Below are 16,460 nucleotides of genomic sequence, written 5' to 3' on the forward strand. Positions count from 1 at the left end.
CAAAAATAGCCAACTGCAAAAGATAAAGATGAAGATAAAAGCGCAAGCTTAGGGGCCTTTAAAAACCGTAGTCAGTTTTTAAAGGTTCCTTAAAAGGGAAACCCTTGCTGATAAAGGGCCTCCCAAAGAGAGAACATGCATAAAGCACGTCCAAGAGAACCTTTATCGAGGCCGCTTAATGCGGAAACTAGTTAACCACGGCGAAAACTAAAGCTTTTAAAAGCTTAAGGGATCACAATGCAGAACGGCGTAATGAAGGACTGGCTGGATTCAAGCTTTCTGGCAGGCGCGAACCAGACTTACATAGAACAGCTCTACGAAGATTATCTGACTGACCCTAACTCTGTAGATGCCGAGTGGAAAGCCATATTTGAGCAACTGCCAGGTGCAGCTTTAGGCACTAGCGGAGAGCAATTCCACTCACAAGCGCGCGATTATTTCCGCCGCTTAGCAAAAGACTCTACACGTTATCATACCTCTGTTAGCGATCCAGCTATCGACGCAAAACAAGTCAAAGTTTTGCAATTAATAAATGCATTCCGCTTCCGCGGGCATCAGAATGCGAATCTAGACCCTTTAGGGCTTTGGAAACGTGAGTCTGTTCCCGATTTAGACCCTACATTCCATAACCTGACAAAAGAAGATTTCAACGAAACCTTCAACGTAGGTTCATTTGCTATCGGCAAAGAAACCATGCAACTAGGTGAGCTATATGAGCACTTGAAGCGCATTTACTGTGGTTCAATCGGTGCGGAATATATGCACATCACTAATACAGAAGAAAAACGCTGGATTCAACAACGTCTTGAGTCTGTTGACGTTGCAAAAATTTTCTCTGCTGAAGAGAAAAAGCGTTTTTTAGCTGAATTAACAGCAGCTGAAGGCCTTGAGCGTTATATTGGGGCTAAATTCCCAGGTGCAAAACGTTTCTCATTGGAAGGTGGTGATTCACTGATCCCAATGTTGAAAGATTTAATCCACCATGCAGGCAAACAAGATACCCGTGAAGTTGTTTTGGGTATGGCTCACCGTGGTCGTTTAAACGTTCTAGTAAATATTTTAGGTAAAAAACCGGGCGAATTATTTGATGAGTTCGCGGGTAAACATAAAGACCACTCAAGCGCGGGTGACGTTAAATATCACCAAGGTTTCTCATCTGACTTTGAAACCGCCGGCTCGCGTGTTCACTTAGCGTTAGCATTTAACCCGTCTCACCTTGAAATTGTTAGCCCAGTAGTTATCGGTTCAGTGCGAGCACGCCGTGATCGTCTGGATGAAGGCCGTAGCAACATGGTTCTACCAATCACCATCCACGGTGATTCTGCGGTAACAGGTCAAGGTGTTGTGCAAGAAACACTGAACATGTCTCAAGCCCGTGGTTACGAAGTTGGCGGTACAGTGCGTATCGTGATTAACAACCAAATTGGTTTTACCACGTCAAATCCGAAGGACACTCGTTCAACCGAATACTGTACTGACATCGTTAAAATGGTGCAGGCGCCTATTTTCCACGTAAATGCAGATGACCCTGAAGCGGTTGCCTTTGTGACACGTTTAGCGCTTGATTTCCGTAACACGTTCAAACGCGATGTGATGATTGACTTAGTTTGTTACCGTCGTCATGGTCATAACGAAGCGGATGAGCCAAGTGCAACTCAGCCTGTCATGTACCAAAAAATCAAGCAGCACCCAACACCACGTAAAATCTATGCAGATCGCTTAATTGCAGAGAACGTGTTAAGCGCTAATGATGTGACGGAAATGGTTAATGTGTACCGTGATGCGTTAGATGCGGGTGATTGTGTGGTTGAAGAGTACCGTGAAATGGGTCTTAACTCATACACATGGGCTCCGTATTTAAACCATGAATGGGATGCATCATACAAATCAACGGTTGATATTAAACGCTTAACTGAACTGGCAACTAAAGTCAGTACGATCCCTGAAGGCGTTGTTGCACAATCTCGGGTTGAGAAAATCTATGCTGACCGTGCAGAAATGGCAAAAGGCGAGAAATTACTCGATTGGGGTGCGGCAGAAACCTTAGCGTATGCAACTTTAGTTGATGAAGGTATTCCAGTACGTTTATCCGGTGAAGATGCGGGCCGTGGTACGTTCTTCCACCGCCATGCAGTTATTCACAACCAGACTAACGGTTCTGTTTATGTCCCACTGCAAAATATCCACCATGGTCAAGGCGTGTTCAATGTTTGGGACTCTGTACTGACTGAAAATGCGGTATTGGCGTTCGAATATGGTTATGCAACCACTGAACCTCGTGCTCTAACCATCTGGGAAGCGCAATTTGGTGACTTTGCTAACTGTGCACAAGTGGTTATCGACCAATTTATTAGCTCTGGTGAGCAAAAATGGGGTCGTATGTGTGGTCTGGTAATGCTGCTGCCTCATGGCTATGAAGGTCAAGGCCCAGAGCACTCATCAGCTCGTTTAGAGCGTTACTTGCAACTGTGTGCAGATCAAAACATGCAAGTATGTGTGCCATCTACGCCTGCACAGGTTTATCACATGTTACGTCGTCAAGCCCTACGTGGTATGCGCCGTCCTCTGATCGTGATGTCACCAAAATCCCTGTTACGTCACCCATTAGCGGTCTCTAGCATGGAAGAACTGGCGAATGGTTCATTCAAACCCGTTATCGGTGAAATCGATGAAATCAATCCGAAAGATGTGAAACGCGTCGTTATGTGTTCAGGGAAAGTCTATTACGATCTGTTAGAACAACGTCGTAAAAATGAACAAACTGACGTTGCTATCGTGCGTATTGAGCAGCTATATCCGTTCCCACACGATGATATCCAAAAAGCGTTGTCGCAATTTAGCCATGTGAAAGACTTTGTATGGTGCCAAGAAGAGCCATTAAACCAAGGTGCTTGGTATTGCAGTCAACATAATTTCCGTGAAGCTATCCCAGCAGGGGCAACTTTACGTTATGCAGGTCGAGCTGCTTCTTCATCTCCAGCAGTTGGCTATACGTCCGTACACCAGGAACAACAAAAAGCCCTGGTTAATGACGCTTTGAACATTGAATAATTAAAGGATAGAAAATGAGTAGCGTAGAAATTCTTGTTCCCGATCTTCCTGAGTCCGTTGCAGATGCTACGGTTGCCACATGGCATAAAAAACCAGGTGACAGTGTTCAGCGTGACGAAGTACTGGTAGAGATCGAAACAGATAAAGTTGTGTTAGAAGTCCCTGCGAGCGAAGCGGGTGTATTAGACGCTATCGTTGAAGATGAAGGTGCGACAGTATTATCTAAACAACTGTTAGGCCGTATTCGTTTAGGTGACAGCACGGGTATTCCAGCTGAAGTAAAAGAAGCGCAGGAATCCACGCCAGCACAACGCCAAACGGCAAGCTTAGAAACAGAAAGCAACGATGCACTGAGCCCAGCGATCCGTCGTCTGGTAGCTGAACACTCATTGAACCCAGCGGACATTAAAGGCACAGGTGTTGGTGGTCGTTTAACGCGTGAAGATGTTGAGAAACATTTAGCTGCCAATAAATCTGCGGCACCAGCAGCATCAGTACCGGCAGCTCCTCAAGCGCCTTTAGCTCACCGTAGCGAAAAACGTGTTCCAATGACGCGTTTACGTAAACGTATCGCAGAGCGCTTGCTAGAAGCGAAAAATACCACTGCAATGTTGACGACATTCAACGAAATCAACATGCAACCAATTAAAGACTTACGTAAACAATATGGCGAAGCATTTGAGAAACGTCATGGTGTTCGTTTAGGCTTTATGTCTTTCTATGTGAAAGCTGCGGTTGAAGCACTGAAACGCTATCCTGAAGTTAACGCTTCTATTGATGGTGATGATGTGGTTTACCATAACTACTTTGATATCAGCATTGCTGTATCAACGCCTCGCGGTCTAGTAACACCTGTTCTGCGTGATGTTGATGCAATGAGCATGGCGGATATCGAGAAGAAAATCAAAGAACTGGCTGTTAAAGGTCGTGACGGTAAATTAACTGTTGAAGACTTAAGCGGTGGTAATTTCACTATCACTAATGGTGGCGTATTCGGTTCGCTGATGTCTACACCTATCATTAACCCGCCGCAGAGCGCGATTTTAGGCATGCATGCCATTAAAGACCGCCCTATGGCTGTAAATGGTAAGGTTGAGATTCTTCCAATGATGTATTTAGCGCTGTCTTATGATCACCGTTTAATCGATGGTAGTGAGTCAGTCGGCTTCTTAGTCGCTATCAAAGATATGCTGGAAGACCCAACTCGTTTACTGCTGGACGTATAGCAACATAACAGGGTAGGGAACAACTTACCCGGTCTGAAGTAACCGATGCAACCCGCTTGCGGGTTGCTAAATCAGTAACAATTGCAGGAGGCGAATCGACGCCTCTTCAGACTCAATTATGGATAGAACATCATGAATTTACACGAGTACCAGGCAAAACAGTTGTTTGCACGTTATGGGATGCCTGCTCCGACAGGTTATGCCTGTTCATCAGTCGCTGAAACCGTAGAAGCTGCTAAAAAAATTGGAAATGGCCCGTGGGTCATTAAATGCCAAGTTCATGCTGGTGGACGTGGTAAAGCTGGCGGCGTTAAAGTCACTAGCGATATCAATGAAGTGAAAGCATTCGCAGAAAACTGGTTAGGTAAAAACCTAGTAACTTATCAAACAGATGCGAATGGCCAACCAGTAAACCAAATTTTAGTTGAAACAGCGACTGATATTGCTAAAGAACTTTATTTAGGTGCGGTTGTTGACCGTAGCACGCGTCGTGTTGTTTTCATGGCATCGACTGAAGGTGGCGTGGAAATCGAGAAAGTGGCTGAAGAAACACCAGAATTAATTCATAAAGCCATTATCGACCCACTGACTGGCCCTATGCCTTTCCAAGGCCGTGAATTAGCGTTCAAATTAGGCTTAACAGGTAAACAAGTTAGCCAGTTCGCTAAAATCTTTATGGGTCTGGCAACACTGTTCCTTGAGCGTGATTTAGCATTAGCAGAAATTAACCCTCTGGTTATCAGCACCGCGGGCGATTTAGTTTGCTTAGACGGTAAATTAGGTATTGATAGCAACGCGTTATACCGTCAACCAGAAATTCGTGAACTGCGTGATGAATCTCAAGAAGATGCGCGAGAAGCACAAGCGGCTAAATGGGAACTGAACTATGTTGCGTTAGACGGCAATATTGGTTGTATGGTTAACGGCGCAGGCCTAGCAATGGGTACGATGGACATCGTTAAATTGCACGGTGGTGCACCTGCTAACTTCTTAGATGTTGGCGGTGGCGCGACTAAAGAACGTGTAACTGAAGCATTTAAAATCATTCTTTCTGATGAAAACGTGAAAGCTGTTTTTGTTAACATCTTTGGCGGTATCGTTCGCTGTGACTTGATTGCAGACGGCATCATTGGTGCAGTTGAAGAAGTTGGCGTAAATGTACCAGTAGTTGTGCGTTTAGAAGGTAACAATGCTGAGTTAGGTGCTAAGAAACTGGCAGACAGCGGCTTGAATATTATCGCTGCTAACAGCCTAACTGATGCAGCTAAAAAAGCAGTAGCAGCAGCGGAGGCTAAATAATGTCTATTTTAATCGATAAAAACACCAAAGTCATTTGCCAAGGTTTCACCGGTGGTCAAGGTACATTCCACTCAGAACAAGCGATTGCTTACGGTACAAAAATGGTAGGTGGTGTGACTCCGGGGAAAGGTGGCACAACACACTTAGGTCTGCCTGTATTTAATACTGTCCGTGAAGCGGTTGAAGCAACTGGCGCAACGGCTTCTGTTATCTACGTTCCCGCACCATTTTGTAAAGATTCTATCTTAGAAGCTATCGATGCAGGCATTAAACTGATTATTACTATCACTGAAGGTATTCCAACTCTGGATATGCTGACTGTAAAAGTAAAATTAGATGAAGCAGGCGTTCGCATGATCGGCCCTAACTGCCCTGGTGTCATCACTCCAGGTGAATGTAAGATTGGTATTCAACCGGGCCACATTCATATGCCAGGTAAAGTTGGTATCGTTTCACGTTCAGGCACGCTGACTTATGAAGCCGTAAAACAAACTACAGATGCAGGTTTAGGCCAATCAACGTGTGTTGGTATCGGTGGTGACCCAATTCCAGGTTCAAACTTCATTGATATCCTGAAATTATTCCAAGCAGACCCACAAACTGAAGCTATTGTCATGATTGGTGAAATTGGTGGTAACGCAGAAGAAGAAGCGGCTGCTTACATTAAAGATCACGTAACTAAGCCAGTAGTAGGCTATATTGCAGGTGTGACTGCGCCAAAAGGCAAACGTATGGGGCACGCAGGTGCAATTATTGCAGGCGGTAAAGGTACTGCTGATGAGAAATTCGCTGCATTAGAAGCTGCTGGAGTGAAAACTGTTCGTAGCCTTGCAGACATCGGCGATGCAGTTAAATCGTTACTGAATAAATAAGTGATTCGCTAGGTAACTAGTAGAAGTAAGAGACGAATACCCGTGCTCATTTGAGTGCGGGTTTTTTTATGGTGCGCCTTGATTGGCGCTATCTGTTCGCTGAGGTGGCAAACAGACGACGTGGAGGTAAAAGTCCTCTACATGCGATGAGGGAGAAGCTGGATTAACAGGACAGTCGGATACTTGCGATGGTGACAATGGAAGTCACTGCTAATGAGCGTCGTGGCGGATTTTTTAAAGATCACTGAAAGAAATTGGTTCCCCCATCTTTGTACCCTAATATCGCAGCAATCGCTGCAGTCGAAGTCCCAAGTCGCTGATAGCCTTCTTTTTGAAGGCTATCAAGCTAAGTAATCGCGGGAGATAAGTACATCGGTCATTGCTGGAACCGTGATTTAAAGAAGCTGTCCTGCCGCACCACAAACAACGATTTTATCTTTAACAACGGCTTTCATTGCGTCCATACCAACGCGCATGTAGTAACGTGGATCGTTACCTTCTGGGTTTTCCTCAAACCAAGTGCGAACGGCTCCAGCAAAGGCAATTTTGAGTTCAGTTGCGACATTGACCTTACACACTCCCAGAGCAATAGTCCGGCGGACATCTTCATCAGGAACGTCACTTGCACCATGTAAAACAAGAGGAATATCAGTGATATTACGAATTTTTTCTAATCGTGCAAAATCAATTTTCGGGCGACTGGTATACAGTCCATGCGCTGTTCCAATCGCAACTGCGAGACTATCAACCCCTGTTGATGCAATAAAACGACGCGCTTCTTCTGGAGACGTTAAGAATGCACTTTCTATATCAACATCTAAATCATCTTCCACCCCGCCAAGCCGACCGAGTTCTGCTTCGACGCTACAATCTTGACTATGGCAAAAATCGACCACTGATTTGACTAAAGCTACATTTTCCTCAAATGGAAAGTGGCTACCGTCAATCATAGCACTACGTACGCCTTGGCCAACTTTAGTGCGAATGTCATCAAGTGTTTCATGATGATCAAGATGTAGGGCAATAGGCATTGAGTATGTATGAGAATAAGCTTCACACAGTGCATAAATTTCAGGAAAGTGAATGTGTTTGAATGTCCCTGGGGTACCCGCAAGAATAACAGGTGAGCGCATTTGAGCACAGGTTTCTAAAATAGCCTGAATAGTTTCTGCGTTATGAATATTAAAAGCAGGTACCGCATAGCCGTGAGACTGTGCATGAGTCAGTAGATATTTCGTTGAGATAATCCCCATCATTAGGCTCCTATGCATTGATTATTCCAAGGGTGGATAATCACACCTTGAACAACACGGTTAACGGTTCCGCTGGCTGAAGGTGTATCTGGTGTATTACCAACGTTCAGTGACTGATTAAGTGCAAATAGTTGTGCATATACAAGAAAACAAAAGAGTAGTTCGGTATCAGTGAAAGCGTCTCCTGCTGGTAGGTAACAGTGCATTCCTGCAGAAATTGCATCATCTTGTGTATCTGCTATAGCAATGACTTTTTTGGCGATTTGATCACGCCGTAATTCAGCCAGTAAATCTAAATCATACTGACGGGTGTAAGGTTGGTTTGAAATGAACATGACAACCAAAGTTTCATCATCTACCAAGGATTTAGGGCCATGACGGAACCCTGTCGGGGTATCGTAAAAGGCGGCAATTTGGCCTGCGGTTAGTTCCAGTAATTTCAGTGCAGACTCGCGTGCTAATCCCTGAAAACCACCACAGCCAAGGTAAACCACACGTTTAAATGTTTCATTTTTCGGTAAAACATTTTCACGACTATCATGGAGCGCAATAATATCCCGAACACGTTGTGCAACCAGAGCAAAACGCTCAATAGTGAATGTGTTGGGGGCTAAAGCAGCAAGGCAACTGCACATCATTGACGTGATGCTACTCGTCATAGCAAAAGCTTTATCATTGGTTTCTGGGGGCATTAATAGTGCAAATCCATTTTGGCTATTTTGCGCTCGTTGATACAGATGTCCTTCTTGATTGCAGGTAATGACCAAATGGGAGCAAGAGGCAACATATTGATTACAAATATCAAAGGCTGCAACACTTTCTGGGCTATTACCCGAACGAGCAAATGAGATCAGTAATACAGGTTGATGTGTGGGTAAATAATCTGTTGGATTGGTGACAATATCGGTTGTGGGGATTGACGTAACTTCTTTTTCAGTGAGACGTCTTAAGGTGGGAGAAATCATATCACCGATAAATGCAGATGTTCCAGCTCCCGTAAGAATGATCTGTAAATTATCTTGCGCTAGTCGGGGAGCTAGAAATGCATTTAATTTTTCTCTTTGCAAACCAATTGAGTGGAGTGCATTCATCCAACAATCAGGTTGCTGGCGTATTTCTGTTTCAGTCCAAGTTGAATAGCGGTCTGTTGAAGTAGAAAGAAGATCGAGCATAGCCTCATCCTTTACATGACTTTTAGCTGAAAATGAAATAAATCAAAAGATCTCTCTAGGGTATACTTCTTTCAATTTGTTTCGTTTTATTGTTGGGTTTAATCTATCATGAAAGAAAACGAAAGGTCAATATGAAAGCAATAAGAAAGTGAAACTTGCAGGGTTATTAATAATTGAAATGATTAAGCTATTGCTTATTCAATAGTTATATTTAATATTAAAAGTAAGGAAGTGAAAGGTGTGAATAATCACACCTTTAGATAAAAGGAAATTAATGAACAGGCTGGCCATAAATCCAAGTTTGAGCTATCCCCCAACTTGAATTTAGATCATTGAAATGTGCATATTTTCCTCGGGCAATGCTACCGTGTGTTGCCGTGATCCCGAGTAGTTGTGCAGGGTGCAAAGACGCCATACAAATAGCGGTTTCTGGTGATATTCCTACTTTCGTAATCATATTACTGACAGCATCATTTAACGCTAAAGAACTCCCTGCAAGACTGCCAGTTGTTGTTCGTACTATCCCTCCTTTCATTGTTACATCATGACCACAGATATCGTAAATGCCATCTGGCTGCCCAGCCGCGCGCATAGCATCTGTGATAAGTACAGCTCGATGTGATGCACATTGACAGATTATTTGTATCACCGCTGGATGCACATGGTGCCCATCAGCAATAATCTCTAGCCAAGCGCGTGGGTCAGTTAATCCAGCACCAACCATACCAGGATTACGATGATGTAAGCCCGTCATACCATTGAAACAATGCACTAGCCCATCTGCACCTGCATCAAGTGCTGCCAATGTTTGCTCATAGGTTGCCGCGCTGTGTCCAAGCATGACATTCAAACCTTTATTCTTCAAATGACGAATGGCAGCCAATGCATCCGGTTTTTCTGGTGCCAGTGCGATGACTTTCAGTGTTCCTTGCGCATCAGCTATTAATGTATCCAATTCATTTAGTTGTAATTCACGAAATAACTCAGGAGAGTGGGCTCCCTTATTTTGTGGCGTGAAATAGGGGCCTTCTAGATAACAGCCAAGCACTTCAGCGACAGGATTTGTATTTGATTGTTGCTGGCAATATTGGGCTATCCGCGCAAGCGTACGTCTTATATCTGGTAATGGTGCTGTTACAGTAGTTGCAAGCCAAGCAGCAACACCTTGTTGTGCTTTAAATGCTGAGATAATACCTAGTGCTTGAGGATTATCATCCATCACATCCATACCCTGCCCACCGTGAACGTGCGTATCAATATAGGCAGGGCAGAGCTGCTCTGCATCAAACTGAGTTTCAGTTATGGGTAATGGTCTAATATGGGTAACAATGCCTTTTGATATTTGTACTGCTTGTTTTTCTCGCCAGCCATATTCGGTAAGAATACGGCGAGCACGGATCTGCTGAATCATATCCCTTCATCCTCAGTTTCGCAGCAGCGCTCACGTTGTAATTCATCAGTTAAACAGGTTAACCCTCGATGGCCACAAAGTAGTGCTTCACGACGAAAATCGGCTAAAGAGAGAGTGTCTCGTTCCATTACCATCTCTAATAAAAGCTGCAAATTTGTCCCCGTGATAACCTCTCTATCTTCTCGGCCTTGAGAAAGAAGCGCAGAAACTCTAAAGGGTGTCCCACCTAGGATGTCAGTTAAGAAAACAACACTCGTACACGATGTCATTAATGCCAGTGTTGCTTCTAACTCTTGAGTTAGGCGAGCAGTGCTTGATTCCAAAGAAAAATCGATAGCTGCAAAATTTTCTTGTTCACCAATAATTTGTAACATTGCTTTTTCTAATCCAGAAGCAAATCCACCGTGTCCACATAAAATAATACCTACCATTTGTTATTCCTTTTATTTATAGGAAATGAGCGAATTTGCCGATAACACCTAATGCGACAGTCAACATGATTAAGCGAAGTGGACTCCATCCTCGACGGACTAACCAAAACATTGTTAATGTATAAAGTAACGGTAAGAAAGCCGGCATTAGCTTATCAATAACATCACTTTGCAATTTAACGACCGCATTACCCGCGGTGATCTCCAACGTAGTCGAGAGCCGTACATAAGTTGCGACCAATGCTCCGATTACAGTCATACCAACAATAGAAGCGGCATGCCCTACTTTTTTAGTGTTTGCTTTGATAAGTGGGATAGCTGCAACCCCCATCCTGTAAGCATAATGTGCAAGGCCAAACCGTAATCCAAAATGCACTGAATTAAACATGAGTAAAAAGACCACTGCCCCTAGGATGGAGCCCTGTAAAGCCAAACTTGCACCGATACCACCACAAATAGGTAGCAAGGTTAACCAAAACATCGCATCGCCAATACCACCTAGCGGTGCACCTACTGCAATTTTTGTGCTTTGAATACTGTTTACATTTTGTTTAGAACGTTCCATGGCCAGCACGATGCCAATAACAAAGGTCACTAAGAAAGGGTGTGTATTGAAAAAGCCCATATGGCCTTTCATCGCACGAGCTAAATCACGAGGGTTTGTGTGGATTTTTCTTAGGGCGGGGAGTAACCCATATAGCCATCCACCTGCTTGCATTCGCTCATAGTTAAAAGAGGCTTGTAGTAATAGTGAGCGCCAAGCAAATTTATTGATATCTTTGCGGGTTAGCTCTGCACCTGTATGTTGATCTTCATAAACGTCTTGATTGCAATCCGCTGGTAGTAGGGTCTTCGCGTCTGCAACAGACGAATGTTTATTTTCAGATACCATCTTCAAATTCCTCTTTAGGCTGTTGTGCTGACTGACTTTCTGCGGGTTTGCGGACAAAATCGATCATTGCCATTGCAAGCGCCGCTGCAGCAATAGCTAATACGGGAAGTTGCAACCAAGCTGCGCCAACAAACCCTAAAATAAAGTAAGGAATGTAAGCATTTTTCATCATTATTTTTAATAGCACTGCAAAACCGATAGCGGGCATGATGCCACCTGCAACACCTAATCCATCGATTAATCTTGTAGGCAAAACATCAATCAGGGTTTTTGCATGGTCTGCACCAAAGTAAATGGGTAAAAAAGCACAAAGAAAATAGAATGCTCCAAGCGCGAGTAGAGCGAGGTAGTTGACGCGTTCAATACCTCGAGTATCCGCATTGGCTGCCATTGTGTCACAGCGAGACATGACGCCAGACATAAGCGAAAATAGAAAGGTAATCCCCATTTGAACGGCAACGGCAAATGGTACGGCAACGCCGACAGCAACTTCAGGTTTAACACCAGTCGAAATCGCAAAAACAGTACCAACAATCGTTCCAATAATGACATTAGGTGGTTGAGCGCCAGCAAGAGGGGCAAGTCCCATCCATACCAGTTCTAATGTGCCACCTGTTAGAATGCCTGTGTTCAGATCACCAAGAATAAGACCCACGATAGGCCCTAACACGACAGGCCGATGGATGTGAGTTAGGCCATTAAATAAATCTAATCCTGCAATAAAGGCGACTAACCCAAGAGCAATAGCTTGCAATAAACTAATTTCCATAATTAATCCCTCAGAGTAGTTTAAACAGATCCTGCATCGGTTCTGTGGGGACGCCCTGAACAAAGCAGGCAACACCAGCTTCTTGTAGCCCTTGGAAGGCGGTAATATCAGCCTGATCTAAGGACACCGTTTTTGTTATTTGACGTTTACCTTCCGCATAGTGAATATTTCCAACATTAATACGGTCTATGGGAACTCCCCCTTTGACTAACGTTAGAAAATCTTTAGGGTTTTTACACACTAATAAAATTTTCTGGCGGTCAGAGGCCTTCTGGATGTTATCGATCACTTTTTGTAACGTCCAAAAGCGTACGGCGATGCCTTCTGTTAATACCATTTCCATTAAATTCTGCTGTAGAGGGTCGGCAGCTACGTCGTCATTAGCAACTAAAACTAAATTAGCGCCTGCAAACCCAACCCACTGGACGCCTACTTGTCCGTGGATTAATCTTTCATCAATACGGCTTAATACAATATTTGGCATGGCTATTTCTCACTCTTATTGGCAGGCATTGTGATAGTGAAGCAGCACAGTTTGGATGTGTGCGATAATTAATTCCTCTGGTGTGGCGGAAAGTAGTCCGGCACGAACTAATGGGTACTGCAAAGGTAAATACTGACTAATCAGTGGTAGTGGAATTGATGTTTTGGTTAAATTATCTAATAAACGATTGACTGCTGTGCTGATAGTTTCATCAGGCCAGTAATAACGAATACGGTCAGAATAACTATAACTGCGCGATATTTTGCAGGTTTGCTCGTCGCCATTGTAATAGCTTTGCCAGTACTTTGGTTTTTTGAGCATTACCTCTTCAAGAACGTCCCGCAATCTAGACCGAATATCAGAAGATACTATCTCATCTTCAATAGCGGCGAGTGCAAACAAGGCTTCACGCATAGCAAAGGTTAAGCCTGGACCCACTTTAAGAATAGCAAAATGATCGGTAACGAGTTGACTAAGTGCTCGTTGTGTTTGGTAATCCGTGGAATGTGCCTCATAAACCAAATGTTCATGATGAGTAATCATTTCGCTGAGTTCACGTGCTTTTATTGGTTGATAATCAATAATATTCACGTGGTCAAATTCGACACCTGGTTGAACAACTAAACCTGTAATACGTGGCCAGATATCATTGAGTTGGTTTTTAGCGAAAGCGTGTAAATGCGCTTCTATCGTAGCGGATGCCGCTTGTGGTGTCGTAACCGCTAATTCATTCAATTCCTCATGGGCCCCGCCTGGCACAGGAACTTCCGTACCAATCACATAGACCAAATCACGGACGCCAAAATATTTTTCACAGGTTTCTTCCGCAATTTGGGCTAGACGAGCGGCTCGTTGTGCGACGATTGCATCGGTTAAAGGAATAGGGTCACCAGCACAAGACATACTACAATCTAAGTGGATTTTTTTGAATCCAGCGGCAACATAGCTTCGAATAAGTTCATCAGCCTTTGCCATCGCATCTTCAGCTGACTCATGCTGCCAACGGTTTGGCCCTAGGTGATCGCCGCCTAGAATTAATTTTTCTCGAGGAAAGTGATGTTTATCAGTCAATTGCAATACAAAATCGCGGAAATTAGCTGGCGTCATTCCGGTATAGCCGCCAAACTGGTCGACTTGGTTCGATGTCGCCTCAATCAGTAATGGAGTTTGCTGGTCACGAGCAAAGCATATCGCTGCTTTCAAAACATAAGGGTGGGCAGAGCAAACAGCATAAATGCCGATTTTTTCCCCATTTTTATGGCGTGCAACGATATCAGTTAATAGTTTCACTTTCTTCTCCTTTGGATTGTGCGTAGTTACTTTTTGTTTCGAAATTTAAATATCATACTGCGACAGAGAAAAAAGAAAACAAAGCGAAAGGTTATGAAACTAAGATTTACATCACAAAAGAAACATAATGAAAGGTTTGAATCTAAAGTTTACTCATTCCAGATTTACGTATAGGCTTGCATTCTGCACAAAGAAAAGCGTTAATATATCAAACGAAATAAAACGAAAGACTTTAATATGAACTCAAAGGATAAATATATGAATAATTCGGATACTGAGCCAGACAACCGAATTATGGGAACAAGTGAGCGACGTAAGCAAATTATTCAACTTTTACGCTCTCATGGTAGCGTTCAGGTCAATGAATTATCGCAACTATTTCGTGTTTCTACCGTCACTATTCGTAATGACCTCGCTTTTCTTGAAAAACAGGGTATTGCCATGCGAGCTTATGGTGGTGCATTGATTTGCAAGGGCGTATCACCAACGAGTGAGCCGTCATTAGAAGATAAAAGCACGCGTAATACGACAATCAAACGTAATATTGCAGCAGTAGCGGCAGAGCTAATTACGCCAGGATTAAGGGTTATTCTTGATTCAGGTACTACGACCTATGAAATCGCTAAACAATTACAAAATCACCAAAATACGATTGTGATGACTAACGGCATGAATGTGGGCAATGCATTACTAGAAGCGCCGGGTATTGAACTTTTAATGACTGGCGGGCAACTACGACGTCAATCACTCTCTTTTTATGGCGATCAAGCTGAGCAATCATTACAAAATTATCATTTTGATATGCTATTTTTAGGGGTGGATGCTATTGATTTGGAATTTGGCATTAGTACACATAATGAAGATGAAGCGCGCCTAAATCGGCGTATGTGTGAAGTTGTAGGGCAAATTGTTGTTGTTACGGATTCGAGTAAATTTAATAGCTCCAGTTTACATAAAATTATTGATACTCCACGAATAGATATCATTATTACTGATGATGGTATCCCTGAGGCCAGCTTAGAAGGATTGCGCAGAATTGGCACAAAAGTCATTTTGGTGAAGGGGTAAACCGTTCAATGCATTAATGTATTTCCCTATGAACGACTGCTTAAGTTTTTACAATTGTTTGTCTCATTAACTTTATAATTCCGTCTGTAGGACGGAAAATATTTTTATGGCTTTAGCCTGTTTAAGCCGCCTTAGCGTCTTATATAAAAGATAGGCTATATGGACAATATTTTTCAGCTAAGCTATTAAGGGCGCCGTAACGAACACCGTTGCGGTTATGTTTAGATATTATTATCCCCTCTGAGCACGTTTAAGTTGAGCTTCTAGTCCTTGTGTTCGTTGTCGTTCATGCATGAGTTCTTTTGATTTTTATAGGGGATTCTCCTTTAGCTCAGTAAGATATTATTATTTCCATCGTGAGGCAGCTGACTGACTCGCATCTGATATTCTCAACTTAGGCATCTCTGAGTCCTCTTTATAACGATGAGTTTTGTCCATCCCTATTTTTTCTTTTGGCTCAAAGTGACTGTTACTTTTCGGATCACATTTATACCCATAAGATTTCGCTTAATTATAAGCGACAAATTTCTAAAATTTTTATTATATTGTTACTCTATTGATTTGTAATTTGTTAACAATCTTTTCCTTAGAGTTCGGTCTTTATGAAAATAGCGTCGAACTTTAGCGATGGTTTGTTTATACAGTATTCCAAGTTATCCCTTATAAAAACAATGAATGTAGCAGAGTTATCAGGTCGATCATTGTTACACGATATTTTCTATATAATAGAATTAGAATTTGTATGGTTATAAATAACAAAATAAATTGAATTTTATTTTGTTTATAAACTTATGATACGAATTACTATTCACTTCTCAATGTAACAAAATATTTAATTTATGTTTAATTGTAAAATTCAGCATTTTAAATTAATTTATTTATCATAAAGAGATCTTTATAGGCAAATAGTGTATTTATTTTTGATTATCTTTATATGACAATTAATTAACATATTGTTTTATAATGTTTTATTTTATTTTTTTTAAGTTGGTAGCTGTAAGGAAATCATTGGTTTTATTTTCCTTTATTTTGTCGGGATGTTATTTTTTACTGATATGAGTTAGACTTTGAATCGTCTAATTAACATAAATAACATAAGAAGTGTTATTTACTTAATGAAACTACTTTGTTTTTCATCTGACTTGGAAACAATCTTGGCAGGGATATATAATATAATGAGTTATGGTGTTTTTTGGTGATATGGATAAGAAAGTAACATATTATCAATAAGCCTTGGAAGGA

The 16,460-nt window shown here is 42.4% G+C and carries 13 protein-coding genes; 5 read left to right on the forward strand and 8 right to left on the reverse strand.

Annotated elements, in window-relative coordinates; all coding sequences use genetic code 11:
* Positions 1-237: 237 nt before the first annotated feature.
* The 4 genes from sucA (at position 238) to sucD (ending at position 6,448) form a co-directional block, all read left to right on the forward strand.
* The gene (gene sucA / locus ACLPIE_RS10560; RefSeq protein ID WP_430261587.1) at positions 238-3,051 is read left to right on the forward strand and encodes a 2-oxoglutarate dehydrogenase E1 component; all 2,814 of its coding nucleotides are present in this window, start codon (positions 238-240) and stop codon (positions 3,049-3,051) included.
* A gap of 14 nt (positions 3,052-3,065) precedes the next feature.
* On the forward strand, positions 3,066-4,277 hold the full coding sequence (odhB, locus tag ACLPIE_RS10565; RefSeq protein ID WP_430261588.1) for a 2-oxoglutarate dehydrogenase complex dihydrolipoyllysine-residue succinyltransferase: 1,212 nt from the start codon (positions 3,066-3,068) through the stop codon (positions 4,275-4,277).
* Positions 4,278-4,409: 132 nt separating this feature from the next.
* Positions 4,410-5,576: an ADP-forming succinate--CoA ligase subunit beta gene (sucC, locus tag ACLPIE_RS10570; protein WP_430261589.1), complete on the forward strand. Its 1,167-nt coding sequence runs from the start codon at positions 4,410-4,412 to the stop codon at positions 5,574-5,576.
* Positions 5,576-6,448 (forward strand): succinate--CoA ligase subunit alpha, encoded by an 873-nt coding sequence (gene sucD, locus ACLPIE_RS10575; protein ID WP_430261590.1) that lies wholly within the window; start codon positions 5,576-5,578, stop codon positions 6,446-6,448. Before sucC ends, sucD begins: the two co-directional genes overlap by 1 nt.
* 395 nt (positions 6,449-6,843) lie before the next feature.
* Here the strand turns inward: sucD and kbaY are convergent, their stop codons facing one another.
* The 8 genes from kbaY to kbaZ all read right to left on the reverse strand — a co-directional run bounded on the left by kbaY (position 6,844) and on the right by kbaZ (position 14,150).
* Positions 6,844-7,701 carry a tagatose-bisphosphate aldolase subunit KbaY gene (kbaY, locus tag ACLPIE_RS10580; protein WP_430261718.1) on the reverse strand — a complete coding sequence of 286 codons (858 nt, stop codon included), beginning with the start codon at positions 7,699-7,701 and terminating at the stop codon, positions 6,844-6,846.
* 2 nt (positions 7,702-7,703) lie between these two features.
* Entirely contained in the window at positions 7,704-8,873 is a 1,170-nt protein-coding gene (locus ACLPIE_RS10585) for an SIS domain-containing protein (protein WP_430261591.1), read from the reverse strand.
* 271 nt (positions 8,874-9,144) lie between these two features.
* Complete coding sequence (nagA, locus tag ACLPIE_RS10590; protein ID WP_430261592.1) at positions 9,145-10,284, reverse strand: N-acetylglucosamine-6-phosphate deacetylase; 1,140 nt, start codon at positions 10,282-10,284, stop codon at positions 9,145-9,147.
* A complete protein-coding gene (gene agaF, locus ACLPIE_RS10595) occupies positions 10,281-10,715 on the reverse strand; it encodes a PTS galactosamine/N-acetylgalactosamine transporter subunit IIA (RefSeq protein WP_430261593.1) in 435 nt (144 codons plus the stop codon). Before agaF ends, nagA begins: the two co-directional genes overlap by 4 nt.
* A 16-nt stretch (positions 10,716-10,731) precedes the next feature.
* Positions 10,732-11,607, reverse strand: a complete 876-nt coding sequence (gene agaE, locus ACLPIE_RS10600; protein WP_430261594.1) for a PTS N-acetylgalactosamine transporter subunit IID — start codon at positions 11,605-11,607, stop codon at positions 10,732-10,734.
* Positions 11,597-12,376, reverse strand: coding sequence for a PTS N-acetylgalactosamine transporter subunit IIC (gene agaW / locus ACLPIE_RS10605; protein ID WP_430261595.1), 780 nt, complete (start codon positions 12,374-12,376; stop codon positions 11,597-11,599). The genes agaE and agaW overlap by 11 nt, the downstream gene beginning before the upstream one ends.
* A gap of 10 nt (positions 12,377-12,386) precedes the next feature.
* Positions 12,387-12,860, reverse strand: coding sequence for a PTS N-acetylgalactosamine transporter subunit IIB (gene agaV, locus ACLPIE_RS10610; protein ID WP_430261596.1), 474 nt, complete (start codon positions 12,858-12,860; stop codon positions 12,387-12,389).
* Positions 12,861-12,875: 15 nt separating this feature from the next.
* Positions 12,876-14,150: a tagatose-bisphosphate aldolase subunit KbaZ gene (gene kbaZ / locus ACLPIE_RS10615; protein ID WP_430261597.1), complete on the reverse strand. Its 1,275-nt coding sequence runs from the start codon at positions 14,148-14,150 to the stop codon at positions 12,876-12,878.
* Positions 14,151-14,408: 258 nt separating this feature from the next.
* Between kbaZ and ACLPIE_RS10620 the strand changes: the two genes are divergently transcribed.
* Positions 14,409-15,218 carry a DeoR family transcriptional regulator gene (locus ACLPIE_RS10620; RefSeq protein ID WP_430261598.1) on the forward strand — a complete coding sequence of 270 codons (810 nt, stop codon included), beginning with the start codon at positions 14,409-14,411 and terminating at the stop codon, positions 15,216-15,218.
* The last annotated feature ends 1,242 nt before the right edge of the window (positions 15,219-16,460 follow it).

Source organism: Providencia sp. Me31A (assembly GCF_050487165.1).
GTDB lineage: Bacteria > Pseudomonadota > Gammaproteobacteria > Enterobacterales > Enterobacteriaceae > Providencia.

Excerpts from the sequence above, each read along its gene's own strand:
- kbaY (WP_430261718.1), bottom strand. The coding sequence starts at position 7,701 with ATGGGGATTATCTCAACGAAATATCTACTGACTCATGCACAGTCTCAC.
- ACLPIE_RS10585 (WP_430261591.1), bottom strand. The coding sequence starts at position 8,873 with ATGCTCGATCTTCTTTCTACTTCAACAGACCGCTATTCAACTTGGACT.
- nagA (WP_430261592.1), bottom strand. The coding sequence starts at position 10,284 with ATGATTCAGCAGATCCGTGCTCGCCGTATTCTTACCGAATATGGCTGG.
- sucD (WP_430261590.1), top strand. The coding sequence starts at position 5,576 with ATGTCTATTTTAATCGATAAAAACACCAAAGTCATTTGCCAAGGTTTC.
- agaW (WP_430261595.1), bottom strand. The coding sequence starts at position 12,376 with ATGGAAATTAGTTTATTGCAAGCTATTGCTCTTGGGTTAGTCGCCTTT.
- odhB (WP_430261588.1), top strand. The coding sequence starts at position 3,066 with ATGAGTAGCGTAGAAATTCTTGTTCCCGATCTTCCTGAGTCCGTTGCA.
- sucC (WP_430261589.1), top strand. The coding sequence starts at position 4,410 with ATGAATTTACACGAGTACCAGGCAAAACAGTTGTTTGCACGTTATGGG.
- agaF (WP_430261593.1), bottom strand. The coding sequence starts at position 10,715 with ATGGTAGGTATTATTTTATGTGGACACGGTGGATTTGCTTCTGGATTA.
- sucA (WP_430261587.1), top strand. The coding sequence starts at position 238 with ATGCAGAACGGCGTAATGAAGGACTGGCTGGATTCAAGCTTTCTGGCA.
- ACLPIE_RS10620 (WP_430261598.1), top strand. The coding sequence starts at position 14,409 with ATGAATAATTCGGATACTGAGCCAGACAACCGAATTATGGGAACAAGT.
- agaV (WP_430261596.1), bottom strand. The coding sequence starts at position 12,860 with ATGCCAAATATTGTATTAAGCCGTATTGATGAAAGATTAATCCACGGA.
- agaE (WP_430261594.1), bottom strand. The coding sequence starts at position 11,607 with ATGGTATCTGAAAATAAACATTCGTCTGTTGCAGACGCGAAGACCCTA.